The organism is Vibrio sp. T3Y01, from assembly GCF_013114525.1.
GTDB lineage: Bacteria > Pseudomonadota > Gammaproteobacteria > Enterobacterales > Vibrionaceae > Vibrio > Vibrio chagasii_B.
On the sequence record NZ_VTXJ01000003.1, the window covers coordinates 1 to 16,037 of the forward strand.

11 protein-coding genes and 2 tRNA genes are annotated in these 16,037 nt (G+C 45.3%); 8 read left to right on the plus strand and 5 right to left on the minus strand.

The annotated features are described in order from the left end of the window. Positions 1 to 13: 13 nt before the first annotated feature. The 5 genes from F0232_RS04240 to nspC all read left to right on the plus strand — a co-directional run bounded on the left by F0232_RS04240 (position 14) and on the right by nspC (position 7,395). Positions 14 to 100: transfer RNA gene (locus tag F0232_RS04240), tRNA-Leu, on the plus strand. 30 nt (positions 101 to 130) lie between these two features. Continuing rightward, positions 131 to 206, plus strand: a tRNA-Gly gene (locus F0232_RS04245). A 1,394-nt stretch (positions 207 to 1,600) separates the two neighbouring features. Further along, positions 1,601 to 4,540, plus strand: a complete 2,940-nt coding sequence (locus F0232_RS04250; protein ID WP_171750710.1) for a pyridoxal phosphate-dependent class III aminotransferase — start codon at positions 1,601 to 1,603, stop codon at positions 4,538 to 4,540. Positions 4,541 to 4,548: 8 nt separating this feature from the next. Then, positions 4,549 to 5,799 carry a carboxynorspermidine synthase gene (locus F0232_RS04255; protein ID WP_105057341.1) on the plus strand — a complete coding sequence of 417 codons (1,251 nt, stop codon included), beginning with the start codon at positions 4,549 to 4,551 and terminating at the stop codon, positions 5,797 to 5,799. 462 nt (positions 5,800 to 6,261) lie between these two features. Continuing rightward, positions 6,262 to 7,395 (plus strand): carboxynorspermidine decarboxylase, encoded by a 1,134-nt coding sequence (gene nspC / locus F0232_RS04260; RefSeq protein WP_061032801.1) that lies wholly within the window; start codon positions 6,262 to 6,264, stop codon positions 7,393 to 7,395. Positions 7,396 to 7,517: 122 nt separating this feature from the next. Here nspC and F0232_RS04265 read toward each other — a convergent pair whose 3' ends face one another. Together F0232_RS04265 and F0232_RS04270 are read right to left on the minus strand one after the other, a co-directional pair. Further along, a complete protein-coding gene (locus tag F0232_RS04265) occupies positions 7,518 to 8,030 on the minus strand; it encodes a glycine cleavage system protein R (protein ID WP_008222069.1) in 513 nt (170 codons plus the stop codon). Positions 8,031 to 8,264: 234 nt separating this feature from the next. Continuing rightward, entirely contained in the window at positions 8,265 to 9,173 is a 909-nt protein-coding gene (locus F0232_RS04270) for a DUF3943 domain-containing protein (RefSeq protein ID WP_032498632.1), read from the minus strand. 210 nt (positions 9,174 to 9,383) lie between these two features. Here F0232_RS04270 and F0232_RS04275 point away from each other — a divergent pair, with 210 nt between their 5' ends. Continuing rightward, the gene (locus tag F0232_RS04275) at positions 9,384 to 10,622 is read left to right on the plus strand and encodes a CinA family nicotinamide mononucleotide deamidase-related protein (protein ID WP_105057340.1); all 1,239 of its coding nucleotides are present in this window, start codon (positions 9,384 to 9,386) and stop codon (positions 10,620 to 10,622) included. Positions 10,623 to 10,753: 131 nt separating this feature from the next. Here F0232_RS04275 and F0232_RS04280 read toward each other — a convergent pair whose 3' ends face one another. From F0232_RS04280 to F0232_RS04290, 3 genes are read right to left on the minus strand one after another with little or no spacing between them, the layout of a single operon-like run. Next, positions 10,754 to 11,599, minus strand: a complete 846-nt coding sequence (locus F0232_RS04280; protein ID WP_105057339.1) for a DmsC/YnfH family molybdoenzyme membrane anchor subunit — start codon at positions 11,597 to 11,599, stop codon at positions 10,754 to 10,756. A gap of 1 nt (position 11,600) precedes the next feature. Further along, a complete protein-coding gene (locus F0232_RS04285; RefSeq protein ID WP_061032795.1) occupies positions 11,601 to 12,221 on the minus strand; it encodes a DMSO/selenate family reductase complex B subunit in 621 nt (206 codons plus the stop codon). Between the two features lie 11 nt (positions 12,222 to 12,232). Next, positions 12,233 to 14,671, minus strand: a complete 2,439-nt coding sequence (locus tag F0232_RS04290; RefSeq protein ID WP_105057338.1) for a DmsA/YnfE/YnfF family dimethyl sulfoxide reductase — start codon at positions 14,669 to 14,671, stop codon at positions 12,233 to 12,235. A 198-nt stretch (positions 14,672 to 14,869) separates the two neighbouring features. Between F0232_RS04290 and F0232_RS04295 the strand changes: the two genes are divergently transcribed. After that, on the plus strand, positions 14,870 to 15,436 hold the full coding sequence (locus tag F0232_RS04295; RefSeq protein WP_105057337.1) for a molecular chaperone: 567 nt from the start codon (positions 14,870 to 14,872) through the stop codon (positions 15,434 to 15,436). After that, complete coding sequence (gene napF, locus F0232_RS04300; RefSeq protein ID WP_061032792.1) at positions 15,436 to 15,951, plus strand: ferredoxin-type protein NapF; 516 nt, start codon at positions 15,436 to 15,438, stop codon at positions 15,949 to 15,951. Before F0232_RS04295 ends, napF begins: the two co-directional genes overlap by 1 nt. Positions 15,952 to 16,037 lie beyond the last annotated feature (86 nt).

The window sequence follows — 16,037 nt, forward strand, 5'->3', positions numbered from 1 at the left end:
TAAAGAATTGCGTGCCCTGGTGGTGGAATTGGTAGACACAAGGGATTTAAAATCCCTCGACGTTCGCGTTGTGCCGGTTCAAGTCCGGCCCGGGGCACCATCTACAAGTCTTTATCTCGATAAAGCAAATGCGACACTAGCTCAGCTGGTAGAGCGCAACCTTGCCAAGGTTGAGGTCACGAGTTCGAACCTCGTGTGTCGCTCCAATTTGAAAAAGGCTCATCAGAAATGGTGAGCCTTTTTCGCATCTGAAACACACTAAAGCTATTTGAGATACCAGGTCACGAGTTGACCTCGTGTACCTAGCCGGCCGCGTCGCTCCAATTTGGAAAAGGCTCATCAGAAATGATGAGCCTTTTTCGCATCTGAAACACACTAAAGCTATTTGAGACATCAGGTCACGAGTTGACCCCGCAGCCAAGCTTCATCTCTATATCAAAACCTCCGTTATCAAATACGTATATATCACTCAGCTTTTAAAAGCGAGATTCCCTATGAACTCGTTCCTCGCTCTAGGGAATGACGGAAAGGTACAATGGTTCAAAGTCTCTCTAGCAACGTTTATTACCCCTCACCGTCATCCTCGGGCGCGAGGAACGAGCGAGCCGGGGATCTACTTACTTTCTGTTGATTAGTTTCAGCTTAATCTATTGCATCAGATAGTTTCTTGAATAAAGCAATACAATGACATGTTGTAGGGGATTCTCTATGAGCTCGTTTCTCGCGCTATGGAATGACGAAGGAGGTTGCGGCTTATAATCAAGTCGTTGCTTGAGTCTAACTATATAAAAACCGTCTCAAAGAGACTCCCTATGAACTCGTTCTAGTACTAGGGAATGATGTGATGCGGGCAGGTGAATAACTTTTCACTCCCTCATCGTGTACTGAACTTTGCTGGTTTCAGTGTAAGGTTCGTTATGAGGTCGCCTCTGGTTCTAAGGTTAGCTTTAAACTCTCACCAGTAACATTTGTATACCCACACCGTCATCCTCGGGCGTGAGGGACGAACGAACCGGGGATCTCGCTTTTAAACTTATATTGGCGATATTTAAAGCAATTTGTCACTCGCTGCGCGTATTAATTAAGCGCTTATCAAAAACTATTGATCGTTAGTTTCAATTTATGTTACTTTCCCGCGCAATCTCGGAACGGCCGATGTTCAAAAAGAGCCGCGATTGCTTTCTGGGGGATACGCGTAATGACCATTCTTGCTGATTGGGACATTACGTAGGGTAGGTATCGGCTAGTCCTTTAGCTGATAGACGGGATACTTATGGCGCAGTTCGCCATGCTAATGGGAAACCCAACATTGAACATACTAACTACAACATTGCTAATCAGCTCTGCATTTCCAAAGGGACCAGCTCCTCATAGCTGCCCGATCCTGCAAAAATGTCCAATTCTTCAAAACAGTAGTATTACTGAACCTTGAGCTCACGCTAACAATTTCTCGCTGTCTTAAGATGGCCTAATTTCGTATTCGTCGTTTGACTTATGCGGGCGTACAGCTATATCTCATTTCTAGACAATATGCGTATTTTACTCTGAACTCTTGTTAATCAAGAGGGCTGGTGTGTATTTGCGTTTGCTGGAGATGGGTATGAACATATTCAAGGGAATTTTTATGACTACCGCCTTTGAAGTCGATATCAACACTATCGCAAATTCATTTTCAACTATGGTTCCTATCGTAGAGGGAACTTATGACCTAACACCTGACGCTATTTTGCTAGAGCAAGAACAGCATGAGTCGGATGTTCGCTCTTACCCGAGACGTCTGCCTATTGCTATTAAACGAGCATGTGGCGCTTTAGTTGAAGATACTCGTGGCCAACTCTTTCTCGATTGCTTAGCCGGTGCGGGTACACTTTCTCTGGGTTATAACCACCCTGAGATTAATCAAGCACTCAAAGACCAGCTCGATTCTGGTTTGCCATACCAAACTCTTGATATTACGACTCAAGCAAAAGAGACGTTTATCAAGCGTGTTAAAGCTTTTCTTCCTCAAGACTTTTCAAATAACTCGGTTCTTCAATTCTGTGGCCCATCGGGTGCTGACGCTGTAGAAGCGGCAATCAAGCTTGCTAAGCAAACCACAGGTCGCAACACCATGTTTGCTTTCCGTGGTGCTTACCATGGCATGACCAACGGCACCATGGGCATGATGGGTAACCTCGGTACCAAAGAGCGTCGTAGCGGCTTGATGTCTGATGTACATTTTATGCCTTTCCCATACAACCTGCGTTGCCCGTTTGGCATTGGTGGTGAAGCGGGTGCCAACGCGAGCATTCGTTACATCGAGCGTATGTTGAATGACGATGAATCCGGCATCATGAAACCAGCGGCGATGATCGTTGAGCCCGTGCAAGGTGAGGGGGGGGTAATTCCAGCTCCAGCATCTTGGCTACAAGGTTTACGTCGTATCTGTGATGAGCACGGTATCCTACTGATTTTTGATGAAATCCAGTGTGGCGTCGGTAAAACAGGTCATCGATTTGCGTTTGAAGAGTCAGGTGTTAACCCTGATATCTTATGCTTGTCTAAAGCGATTGGTGGTGGACTGCCAATGTCGCTGCTTGTATTCGATAAGAGCATCGATACATGGAAAGCGGGTGAGCACACCGGTACTTTCCGTGGTAACCAGTTAGCAATGGTGTCTGGTGCTAAAGCACTAGAAATCATCGAGCGAGATGGTTTGGTAGAACACGCGAACATTGCAGGCCGATACCTACGTCATGGGTTAGAGAAGATTCAATCTCGTGTGAACTGTATTGCTGAAGTTCGTGGTAAAGGCTTGATGCTCGGCGTTGAGATCAAACAACCAAATGGTGAGCTTAACAAGTTTGGCGAACCACAATCCGACGGCGAACTCACCCTAGCGATTCAACGCGCGGCATTAGAACGTGGTTTGATGGTCGAGAAGGGCGGGCGCGATGGCTCAGTGATTCGATTCTTGCCACCAATGATTATCTCCTTTGAACAGATTGATTTTGCACTGCGCGTGATGGAAGAAGCCATTATTGCTGCTGGCGGAGGTATGCAAGAAGATCAAGCTTCAACTGAACAAGCAAGCCAAGAGTGGAACAAGCACTTCATTCACACAGGCCTAGGTGGTAGCGATGAATTCGCTAACGTCATGAACCAAACCACTCAAGCGATGAAAGCGGTTTTTGAGCAGGTTGAAACGCCGTACTCAGGTCTAGAACCAAAAGTGCTGGAGGCCGCTATCAAGGCTGTCGATCTAGACAACAACCAACACGCTTTGGTTGACGTTGTAGATAGCACTGTAGATCTTGTCGCTGTAAACTCCATCTTCGTGCAACACCCAGATTGTATCGCACACCTTCATACGCCTCCTCTTATGGCATCAGTAGCAGCGGAATCAATCATCGCAGCTCTGAATCAATCAATGGACTCATGGGACCAAGCATCGGCTGCTACATATGTTGAGCAGCGCGTAGTTGATTGGATGTGTGACAAGTACCAACTTGGTGAACAAGCGGACGGTGTTTTCACCAGCGGCGGCACGCAAAGTAACCTAATGGGCTTATTGCTAGCGAGAGACTGGGTTGCGGATAAGCACAATGGTCACTCAATCCAAAAGTTAGGTTTACCAGATTACGCGAGCAAGCTTCGTATCTTGTGTTCAAACAAATCCCACTTCACGGTTCAAAAATCCGCGTCACTACTTGGCTTAGGCGAGAGCGCGGTGTGCTGTGTTGAGACAAACGCAAACGGCACCATCAAACCTGATTTGTTGGATGCAGAAATAAAAGCGCTTAAAGCCCAAGGGCTGATTCCTTTTGCTGTAGTTGGTACGGCGGGTACAACCGATCATGGAGCTATCGACGACCTTGATGTGATTGCAGACATCGCAAGCCAACAAGGCCTTTGGTTCCATGTCGACAGTGCTTACGGTGGCGCGCTTATCTTGAGTAGCCACAAGGCTCGCTTACAAGGCATCGAAAAAGCGGACTCTGTGAGTGTCGATTTCCATAAGCTTTTTTATCAAACAATCAGCTGTGGTGCGGTGTTGTTGAAAGACAAAGCGAACTTTAAGTACCTTCTGCATCACGCAGATTACCTAAACCGTGAACACGATGAACTGCCAAATCTAGTCGATAAGTCTATCGCGACCACCAAGCGTTTCGATGCATTGAAAGTCTTCATGACGATGCAAAGCGTTGGACCAAAGCAGTTGGGTGATATGTACGACCATCTTCTTGAGCAAACGCTAGAAGTGGCAGACCTGATTCAAAACCAAGCTGACTTAGAACTACTCGCGGAGCCGTCACTATCAACAGTGCTGTTCCGATCTAAGCCGTCAGCAAACGGTGAGCTAGATTTAGACAAATTGAATCAAACGCTAAGACTGGAAGCGCTGACTCGTGGTGTTGCAGTACTCGGTGAAACGGTCGTGGATGGCAAGAGTGCGCTTAAATTCACTATCTTGAATCCGTGCCTAAAGACATCAGATTTCAAATCTCTAATTAACAAAATTCAAACTCTAGCCACTGAGCTAGCAGAACAACAAGGGTAATTAATACTATGGCTATTCTACAAATTGGTGCAGGCGGCGTTGGTTGGGTTGTTGCACACAAAGCAGCACAAAATAACGAAGTACTGGGTGATATCACAATCGCTTCTCGCACAATCGCGAAGTGTGAAAAAATCATCGAATCGATTAAAGGTAAAAACAACCTTAAAGATTCAACTAAAAAACTAGAAGCTCGCGCAGTAAACGCTGACGATGTTGATGCTCTTGTTGCTCTGATTAACGAAGTGAAACCAGACCTAGTCATCAACGCTGGTCCTCCTTGGGTAAACATGGCGATCATGGAAGCGTGTTACCAAGCAAAAGTATCTTACCTAGATACATCGGTAGCGGTTGACCTATGTTCTGAGGGCCAACAAGTACCACAAGCTTACGATTGGCAGTGGGGCTACCGTGAGAAGTTTGCTGAAGCAGGCATCACAGGTATTCTTGGTGCGGGTTTCGATCCTGGTGTGGTTTCAGTATTTGCAGCGCACGCGGTTAAGCACCTGTTTGATGAGATCGATACGATCGACGTGATGGACGTAAACGCAGGCGACCACGGTAAGAAATTTGCGACTAACTTTGACCCAGAAACGAACATGCTTGAGATCCAAGGTGATTCTTTCTACTGGGAAAATGAAGAGTGGAAACAGGTACCTTGTCACTCTCGTATGCTTGAGTTTGATTTCCCTAACTGTGGTTCTCACAAAGTTTACTCAATGGCGCACGATGAAGTTCGTTCAATGAAGGAATTCATCCCAGCGAAGCGTATCGAATTCTGGATGGGCTTTGGTGATGCTTACCTGAACTACTTCAACTGCATGCGTGATATCGGCCTTCTGAGCCCGGATCCACTCACACTGCATGACGGCACTGTGGTTCAGCCTCTACACGTTCTTAAAGCACTACTGCCAGATCCAACATCTTTGGCTCCGGGTTACACAGGTTTAACGTGTATCGGTACTTGGGTTCAAGGTAAGAAAGATGGTAAAGAGCGCAGCGTGTTCATCTATAATAACGCAGACCACGAAGTGGCTTACGAAGACGTAGAACACCAAGCGATTTCTTACACAACGGGTGTTCCAGCTATTACGGCTGCACTTCAGTTCTTCCGTGGTGAATGGGCTGACAAAGGCGTGTTCAACATGGAACAGCTAAACCCAGACCCGTTCCTAGCAACCATGCCTGAAATCGGTCTAGATTGGCATGTTCAAGAGCTAGAGCCGAAAGCCAGTTTACCTCTGATCCACAAATTGAAGTAATACATAGTAGGTTCTTACCACGCTCTGAATTATTGGGGGAATGACGAAGGTGATGGTTACTTTTTCCGTGAGATGACTAAGAGCATCGTCATTCCCTATAGAGAGGGACGAGCGTAATCGGGAATCTTGATTGTTGTCGATCTCTATTGAACGATAGGTGGCTTTGAGAGATCCCCAACTCGCTCATTCTTCCCTCTTGGGGATGACGGAGAGTGTATTTACTCCGTTAGAGGATGACGAAAGGTGATTATTTTCTCTAGTATTTGATGAAGATGATATTTACTTCATCTAATCGGTAATGCAGAAATCGTCATTCCCTAAAGCGAGGGACGAGTGTAATAGGGAATCTCTAATACACTTAAAGACTTCCTATACAATTACTTATATCGAGCCGATGCTGTTGCATCGGCTTTGTTCGATTATCATGTGCCTTCGTGAACTCGAGGGCCGCAAGGTATTAACATGCAAAACAACGAACTAAAAACGCCGTATTTCATGATCAACGAAGATAAGTTGATTGCGAACTTAGAGAAAGCCAAGCAACTGAAAGAGATTTCAGGTGTAAAACTGGTATTGGCACTGAAGTGTTTCTCGACATGGGGTGTGTTTGACATCATCAAGCCTTACCTGGATGGCACGACAAGCTCTGGCCCATACGAGGTGAAACTTGGCTACGAAACCTTTGGCGGTGAAACGCATGCTTACAGTGTGGGTTACAGCGAAGACGACGTGAGAGAAGTGGCTGACATCTGCGACAAGATGATCTTCAATTCGCAAAGCCAATTCGAAGCGTACCGTCATATTGTTGAAGGTAAAGCGTCACTAGGTTTACGTTTAAATCCGGGTGTGAGCTATGCAGGGCAAGACTTGGCAAACCCAGCGCGTCAATTCTCGCGTTTAGGTGTTCAAGCTGACCATATCAAGCCTGAAATCTTTGATGAGATTAATGGCGTGATGTTCCACATGAACTGTGAGAACAAAGATGTCGATGCCTTTATTGGATTGCTTGATTCAATCTCAGAACAGTTTGGCGTGCACCTAGATAAGCTAGATTGGGTGAGCATGGGCGGCGGTGTGTTCTTTACATGGCCGGGTTATGACATCGAGAAACTGGGGCTTGCGCTGAAAGCCTTCTCTGAAAAGCACGGTGTGCAGATGTACCTTGAGCCGGGTGAAGCGATCATCACGAAAACAACAGACTTGGTTGTGACAGTGGTGGATATTGTTGAGAACGTGAAGAAAACGGCTATTGTGGATTCAGCAACTGAAGCCCACCGTCTTGATACGCTTATTTACAATGAACCAGCATCGGTATTAGAAGCGTCTGAAAACGGCAGCCATGACTACGTGATTGGTTCGTGTTCATGCCTTGCGGGCGATCAGTTCTGCGAAACAAGCTTTGATGAGCCACTGCAGATTGGTCAAAAACTTCACTTGTTGGATAGCGCAGGTTACACCATGGTGAAGCTCAACTGGTTCAACGGACTGAAGATGCCATCAATCTATTGTGAGCGCAGCAATGGCGAAGTACAAAAGCTGAATGAGTTTGGCTATCAAGACTTTAAGCGTTCATTGTCTCAATGGTCAATTAACTAACTAACTAACTGACTGACAAGTCGAGCGTAATAAAAAGAGCAGCTAGTGAGCTGCTCTTTTTTGTTTGTAGATAAAGTTTTGTTTGTAGATAGGGCTTAGTTTGTATGGTTAAGCACTAACAACTAGTTCTCGATCATTACTCGAGTGTCTTCACTGAGAGTTTCTAGCTCATTGACCACGTCATCGATTTGCACTTCGATTGGTAGCTTAACCGCGATTTTAGAAGTGAATAGGCTTGAACTGACACCGCCACCACCGGCAATAAATACGCGCTGGCAATCCATGTCGAGAATATTGATACCTTGTCTATCGAGTACATGTGTCACTTCATTGACGATACCGGCGCGATCGTTAGAATCGAGTCTCAGATGGTGAATGGTATCTTGAACATTATGTGCATGGTCTGAATCAACGAACTGGACAATCAGGTCCGGGTTAGCGCTGAATGCCTCTTTAACAATCGATTCATTGATGGCTGGAAGTTGAACCTTAAGTACGCCTGCAACTTGGTCTTCAATAAAGTTCACTTTACTGATGAGCCATTTGCCGTCGTTCTCATGAGTCACTGCAGCGAGTTGTTTAATGGTCGCAGGCGACGCTTTTCCGATAAAGTTTACGATAAATGTACTGTTCATATCAGCCCCCAAAGTTTCAATTAATCATTGCTAATTAAATGTTTGATATTAAGCGATAAAGTTCGTTAATTTCAGTGTAGAAGTTTATATCGAACAATGTTTGACCTGTGTCAATTTTTGAAACTAAGCTGTGATGCAAAAAAAGAGAATGAAGAGTAGGGCACAAAAAAAGCGGCTTAAGAGCCGCTTTTTAGAAAAGTTTTGGTTATTACCGAAAGTAATCAGGTCGCTGTATTAGAAGGTTACTTTAAAGTTCATACCAACAAACTGAGAATCGTATGGCGCGCCAGCATCGTAAGCGAATCGAGCTGCGTCTTGATTATCCCACCAAGGGTTAGTATTCAGGTTAACTTCTGCGTCACCACCCCAAGCATCACTTACCCAATAGTGGATATGACCGACAGGGTTTAGGAAAAATAGAGACACGTCACCCATGGTTTGAGAACCCATCACTTCACCGCCTGAAGCAATGATGTCTTGCTCGGTTTCTAGCATTATTTCACCCACAACCGCACCGAAGAAAGGTGTGATGAAAAGGTCTTGCCATGAAGGTACTTCAGCAAATGCTTCTACGCCGTATTCCCAGAAGAAGGTGGACATCGTCCAAGAGTACATAAACGATTCAAACTCGTTGTAACCCGCGTGACGTGCAGCTGTGTAGTAAACACCACCAAAATACGGATGCATCACATAGTTTAGGAAGTGTTCGTCACGGTCCCACACTGGGCCTTCAGAAACGTTATCTTTCCACTTTTGACCTAACTTACTTAAGTCGCGTTGGTCGTCGTCCCATTTAGTGATACTTTCTGGTAAGAAGGTCATTAAACCAACGGTTGCAACACTTAAGCCAAGAATCGTGTAAGTTTGACCCATTAGGTAATCCCAATCTTTCTCTTCGCTAACCAAAAGGTGCTTTGGTTGTTGGATTGAGAAATCGTACTCTTCGCTTGATTCGCTCAGTGCGTAATTGGTACTAGGCTTGTAGGTGTACAAGCTATCATTAACACAGTAATCTTGAGCACATTCATCCGAATAAGAAAGGTTGATTGGCTGGTCGAAGTCGTATTGGCTTGCAACCGAGTTAACTGACATTAGCATTGTAAATGCAGCAGTAACCTTTGCTAGTAACGGTGATTTGGCCACAAGGGTCTCCATGAGAAAGTTTAGAATTGATCAGGGTCACAATTATCCATTAAATGCCTGATTTAGGGAACTAATAATTTATCGCTTTTCCTAAGAAAACCTTAGATTTAACATTATTAATATTTGTTAAAAAGCCAAATAGCTCAAACTCAAACATAGACCAGTTTGTAGATAATGCAGCGTCTTTTTATGACTACAAGGGATAGAAACATGACGAAAATCGCAATGTTAAGTACAGGTGAAGAAGTTCTTCACGGAGACATTGTAGACACGAACGCGGCTTGGATGTCTGCTGAGTTTTACCAGCACGGTTTTGCTTTGGCTAAACGCTCCACAGTCGGTGACCAAATGAATGCCTTGGTTGAAGAGTTGCTGATGCTAAGCTTTAACTATGATGTGGTTATCGTTAATGGTGGCTTAGGCCCGACAACCGATGATATGAGTGCTGCGGCAGCTGCGACTGCGTCAGAACAGAAATTAGTCATGTTCCCTGAGTGGCTATCGCGTATGGAAGAGATGTTTTCTGGACGCGGTATGCCGATGCCAGACAGCAACCTAAAACAAGCCTTATTGCCAGCAAGTTCAGAAATCGTCGATAACCCTGTCGGAACAGCATGTGGCTTCAAACTTAAGATTAACGATGCGACTTTCTATTTCACTCCGGGCGTACCGAGTGAGTTTAAGCGCATGGTGAGCTTTGAAATTATCCCTGATCTTGCTCGCACTTATCCTCAAGTAGTCGCTTCTGAATGCAGCAGGTTATTTGCCTTTGGTTTGTCTGAATCCGGCATTTCTGATGTGTTAGACCAACTGAAACTGCCGGAAGGTTATGAGCTGGGTTACCGCTCTTATCTGCCGTTCATTGAAGTGAAACTGTTTGGGCCTAAGTCAGATTTAGAAACTCGCGTTAAGCTACTGCAAATGGTGTACAAGCTGTTAGAGAGCAACGTTGTCAGTGTTGATGAGCCTATGATCGACCATATCGGTCATATTATGGCGGAAAGAAAGAAGACCTTGTCGGTATCGGAAGTATCAACCAAAGGTGCGCTTTCGGCTTGGCTACAATCGAATGAACAGGTTGAAGATTGCTTCGGTCACTCTTGGGTGATGGCGGAGCCAAAAGAGAGTGAGCTTGAAAAGAACGACCCACTAGCAGCAACGTTTGCTCTGGCTGGCGCGACAAGAGAAAAGTGCGGTACCGAGTTAGCCCTAGTCACGGGCAAGTTAGAGGGCAATACCTTTAGTGTTGCTTTATCGAGCGAAGCGGGTGAGTGGGGGCAAGTGCTGGAGTTTTATCGTCAATACAAGCGCGAAGATGCACGTACTATCATCAAAACGGTCGCTGCAGACATGCTAAGAAGGCATCTAGACAATAAACCTATGTTTGGTGACTACTCTTCAGTAAAACGCGTAAAGGATATGTTTATCCCTTCAGCGATCATCAAATAAGACGCTCTTGTCGTAAACCAAGATCTCTTAAATCAAGATTAGACAGAACCAATAAAAAGGCCCAACATCTAAATAGGTGTTGGACCTTGAGTTTATCTAGCCTTCTAGATAACCAAATAAGGAGCCTGTGATTACAAACCGCTTGTCATATGTAGGCTGTAGAACAAGCCACGGCCGATTAGTTCTGACGCTAGGAATAGTACTAATGCTAGGCCTAGATTGACTGGGTTCACTTTTGCTTTATTAAGCATAGGTAGAATCCAAATCAGTAAGCTTGCCATTAGCAATGCAACTTGAAGGATCACATAGCTGCCTAAACCATCAACCAACTCTGAAGCTTTTGCTACTGAAGTTTGGATGTCACCGATTAGATTCAGTTTACCGACTGTCACAAGCAAACTGATCGCAACCGCAATCACAGCCAGCATGGTGATGTTACGGTCAACCGTAAAGCGACTGTCGTTAACAAATACAATCACGAACTGAGACAGCAGCAAGCCACCTACAACCATAGTCATGACGAAGCTCAGTGGTGTGTAGATGTTGTCCCATGTTGGTACTGTGTTGATCATGTATACGTTGATCATCGCGTACATGAAGATGACACCCAGCACCATAGCGCCAACCATCAGTGCTTTCTGGATAGCCATGCCACCTTTCTTAACCACAGACAGTAGCCACTGTAGACCGCCAACTGCGAAGAATGCCGCACCGAAGAACACTTCGTTAGACAACCAAGCTGAACCTAGTTGGTTAAAGGCATTAAACGCGCGCAGTGGGGAGCCAAGGTGCGTTGTCGAGAACATGAAGCCAAGGCCCATTAATGCCCATAGGGTGAACATTGGAACCTTGTAGCTGTTCAGTTTCTCTTCGTCATGACCAAGTACCAGAGCACGTGCACCAATCAGTAAGTAACCACCAACCGCAGTTTGCGCTAGCACCGTAAAGAAGATTAAAGACCACTCATGAAAAATCATCTTACACCTCCTTAGGGTTTGCTAGGTGACCACTGGTATCGCCAGTCGGCTTCGCGTTTTTGTTCAGCTTAATCACGATGTTCGGTAGCGTTTCTGTTGAAGATGGCAGTGGAGCCACATCTGCACCAGAGCCGTACTTCTCGCGAAGTGTATTGATTTCGCCAAACTCCAATGCACGAAGTGGGCAAGACTCAACACAGATAGGTTGTTTACCTTCAGAAACACGTTGGTAGCAGCCATCGCATTTGGTCATATGACCTTTCTTAGCATTGTATTGTGGTGCGCCGTAAGGGCATGCATTGCTACAGTGCTGACAACCGATACACACACTTTCATCAACCACAACCAAGCCGTCTTCATCACGTTTGTGCATTGCGCCCGAAGGACACACTTTCACACACGCAGGGTTAGTACAGTGGTTACAAGCGACAGACAGGTAGTAAGAAAAAACATCTTTCTGAACCCAGGTATCGCCATCTTGAGTGAAGCCACCACCTGCGTATTCGTACACGCGACGGTAGTTCGTTTTGATGTCTAGATCGTTATAATCTTTACAAGCAAGCTGACAGGTTTTACAACCCGTGCATTTACTTGAATCAATGTAAAAGCCGTATTGTTTCATTCCAACCTACCTTATGCTTTCTTTAGCGCTTTGATTTGAACTAGGTTTGTATGCTGAGGGTTACCCTTAGCAAGTGGGCTCGGGCGCTGAGTGGTCAGCACGTTGATAGAGCCTGCATGGTCAATCTTCTGACCATCGGGTGCGTACCATGCACCTTCGCCTAGCGCGACAACTCGAGGAAGAATCCTAGGTGTCACTTTCGCTGGAATGTGTACTTCGCCACGGTCGTTGAAAATACTGACCATGTCGCCGTTTTCAATACCGCGCTCTTTCGCATCGATTGGGTTGATCCACAACTCTTGCGGTGCTGCTGCTTTGATTTCTGCAACGTTGCCGTAAGTTGAGTGAGTACGAGCTTTGTAGTGGAAACCGGTTAGCTGAAGTGGGTACTTCTCTGCTAGTGGATCGTTATGACCTTCAAAAGAGTCCGCGTAAATCGGAAGTGGGTGAATCACTTCGTCTTCTTTCAGCTTCCAAGTCTTAGCAATCTCAGCCAGTTGCTCTGAGTAGATCTCGATCTTGCCACTTGGTGTGGTTAGTGGGTTCGCTTCAGGATCTTTACGGAAATCTTCGTAAGCGATGTAGTGGTGGTCGTAGCTACGCTTGTAGATACCCAGCTCTTTCATCTCTTCGAAGGTTGGCAGTGTTGGATCGTTCTTACGGGTTTCTGCGTAAAGGTGTTCAATCCATTGCTCTTGAGTTCGACCTTCAGTGAACTCTTTTTCAACGCCCATGCGTTTAGCAAGCTCAGTACACATCTCGTAGATCGATTTCGCTTCGAACTGAGGTTCAATCGCTTTCTGTGCGTAGATGAAGTAAGGCATGTTCGATGCTTTACCATCCATACACCAGTCGTCTTGCTCTGATGTGGTTAAGTCAGGCAGGATGATGTCGGCGTATTTCGCTGAAGACGTCATATGGTTATCAACCACAACAATCATTTCACATGCGCTTTCATCTTGAAGAATCGCGTGCGTTTTGTTGATGTCTGAGTGTTGGTTGATGATGCAGTTACCTGCGTAGTTCCAGATCATCTTGATTGGGTTCTTAAGGCGCTCAGCTCCGCGAACACCGTCAGTGATGTCTGTCATCTCGTGGTGACGGTGAATCGCGTCTGTCCACATGAACATTGAAATTGATGTTTCAACTGGGTTTGGCACCGTCGGGAAGCGAACAAACGGAATGTTGATGTCACTTTCACGAGCACCTGTTGAACCGCCTGATACACCGACAGAACCGGTTAGTAGTGACAGCATCGCGATTGCACGACACGCTAGTTCACCGTTCGCAGTGCGTTGTAAGCCCCAACCTTGGTGGATAGCACATGGTTTTGCTGTACCCATTTCACGGCCAAGCTTGATGATGGTATCAACTGGAATACCTGTGATCTTAGAAGCCCACTCTGGTGTTTTTTCTACGCCATCTTCACCTAAACCTAGGATGTAAGACTTGTAGTCGCTGTTTTTAGGCGCTGAAGCAGGAAGTGTTTTCTCATCGTAACCGACACAGTATTTGTCTAGGAACGGTTGGTCGACAAGGTCTTCAGTGATCATCACGTGTGCAAGACCCGCTACCAAAGCAGCATCCGTAGAAGGACGAATTGGAATCCACTGATCTTCACGGCCACCGGCAGTATCGGTGTATCGTGGGTCGATGATGATCGTTCTAGCGTTTGATTTGTTTTTGCTTTCTACGTAGTGGTGGATCAGACCGCCGCCAGACATACGAGTCTCGGCAGGGTTGTTACCAAATTGGATGTTAAGCTTAGTGTTCTCTAAGTCAGAGAAAGAGTTGTTGTTTGCCCAACCACCGTAGGTGTAGCTCAAGCCTTTCGCGATTTGCGCTGTTGAGTAGTCACCGTAATGGTTTAGGTAACCACCACTTAGGTTCATTAGACGAGCAATCAGCGTTTGAGCTGGTGGCCAAGATTTAGTAACCGTACCGCCAAGCGTACCGGTACCGTAGTTTAGGTAGATAGTGTCGTTACCGTAATCTTTGATAAGGCGCTGCATGGTGCCAGCGACTTCATCATAAGCTTCTTCCCAGCTAATACGCTTAAACTTACCTTCACCACGTTTACCCACACGTTTCATTGGGTATTTCAGGCGATCTGGGTTGTAAACACGGCGGCGCATAGAGCGACCACGTAGACACGCACGAACTTGGTGATGACCGTATTCGTCAGTACCCGTGTTGTCGGTTTCTACGTATTTGATTTCACCGTTTTGCACATGCATACGTAATGGGCAGCGAGAGCCACAGTTTACCGTACACGCACTCCATACGATTTTCTCATCCACATTCTCAGCAACTGCAGCCGCTACTGGTTTGGATTTGAAAGGTAGAGCGATACCGCCCGCAAGCGCGGCTGCACTACCTACCGCAGAAGAAGCTTTCATGAAGCCTCTTCGAGTAAGATTCATTACCCCAGATTCTTTCTTATTCGTCATTCTAAGATGCCTATTGTTATTGATGACTAGCACTTTATAGGTAGTTTTATTTTTGTCTTTTAATATATAAATGTTGATTGATTAACATCAAATAAGATCGAAATTTAGATTATATAAATCGAATGTATAAAATAAATCAAAGAATGAAATGCATTAATTAATATAATTATCTTTAAACCTATAACGGTATAAATAATAATGATTATCGATACGCATAAATTATTGGGTTCGCTATTTTATCAAGCGACAAGTAAAGAACAGTTAATCACCATTGTCGAAGCTTTGGTTGAGAGCGAAGTGCTCTCTGAAGAATGCTTGCAGGCATTGAGATGTGAAGACGAAGATGCACTTGCAGCAGAGTTCAGCCGCCTGTTTGAAGGCGTGGGAGACATGCCGGCGCCACCTTGGGGTTCAGTGTACCTAGATAAAGACCGCGTTGTGTTCGGCGCTTCTACTGTAGAGTATCGCCAGTTTTTAGAATTGAATCAGATTGAATTAGACACTGGGTTAAGAGAGCCGGAAGATCAATTTGGTTTAATGTTATTCGCTCATGCATATTTGTTAGAAAATAATAAAACCAATTCAGCTGGTGAATTGCTTGAGGGTCACTTATTAGCTTGGTCTTCTGTTTATTTAGAAAAACTAAATAAAGCATCAGAGCTATCTTTTTATAAAAAGCTATCGGTTGATGTAATAGATTGGTTTAAGTACTTAACATCTGAATATAATTTAAACGTTGCTACTAAAAAGTTATATATCGACTAATGTCTGAACAAATAAATTCAAATAGACGCGGTTTCTTAACTCGACTCTCTAAGCCGGTTAAAGCTGCGGTAAGTTATGAAGAGAAATCACAGCGCTTGCACGCTAGGCCGCCACGAGCTGTCGATGAGGTGCTGTTTGAGCGCCTCTGCGACGGTTGTGGCTTGTGTGAGCAAGCATGCCCAAATAGTGTCATTGAGATACAAGAGGGCAGTGCGCTGCTCAATTTGGATTACAACAGCTGCTCTATGTGCAACAAGTGCAGTGAAGTGTGTCCGACTGGTGCGCTTCACCCAACGGTCACGCCTTACATTGATTTAAAACCTAACTTTGCTGATAGCTGCAATAACTATATGCAAATGGATTGTCATGCCTGCCAATCTGCGTGTTCAGTGGGCGCAATACAGATTGAAGCCGGGGAGTTACCTACGGTTGCTCAAGATAAGTGCAATGGCTGTGGAGAGTGTCGAAGCGCTTGTTACATCGGTTCGGTGACATTGAACCTGACTCAACAGTAAACATCTGGTTTGATGCTTGAGAACTAAAGACACGAATAGAAAAAGGGTCCGCATTCCAAGAGGAGGCGGACCCTTTTTAGTCTGTA

Coding starts and splice junctions, on each gene's coding strand:
- F0232_RS04285 (WP_061032795.1), bottom strand. CDS start 12,221: ATGAAACAATACGGCTTTTACATTGATTCAAGTAAATGCACGGGTTGT.
- nspC (WP_061032801.1), top strand. CDS start 6,262: ATGCAAAACAACGAACTAAAAACGCCGTATTTCATGATCAACGAAGAT.
- F0232_RS04295 (WP_105057337.1), top strand. CDS start 14,870: ATGATTATCGATACGCATAAATTATTGGGTTCGCTATTTTATCAAGCG.
- F0232_RS04290 (WP_105057338.1), bottom strand. CDS start 14,671: ATGACGAATAAGAAAGAATCTGGGGTAATGAATCTTACTCGAAGAGGC.
- F0232_RS04265 (WP_008222069.1), bottom strand. CDS start 8,030: ATGAACAGTACATTTATCGTAAACTTTATCGGAAAAGCGTCGCCTGCG.
- F0232_RS04255 (WP_105057341.1), top strand. CDS start 4,549: ATGGCTATTCTACAAATTGGTGCAGGCGGCGTTGGTTGGGTTGTTGCA.
- napF (WP_061032792.1), top strand. CDS start 15,436: ATGTCTGAACAAATAAATTCAAATAGACGCGGTTTCTTAACTCGACTC.
- F0232_RS04275 (WP_105057340.1), top strand. CDS start 9,384: ATGACGAAAATCGCAATGTTAAGTACAGGTGAAGAAGTTCTTCACGGA.
- F0232_RS04280 (WP_105057339.1), bottom strand. CDS start 11,599: ATGATTTTTCATGAGTGGTCTTTAATCTTCTTTACGGTGCTAGCGCAA.
- F0232_RS04250 (WP_171750710.1), top strand. CDS start 1,601: ATGAACATATTCAAGGGAATTTTTATGACTACCGCCTTTGAAGTCGAT.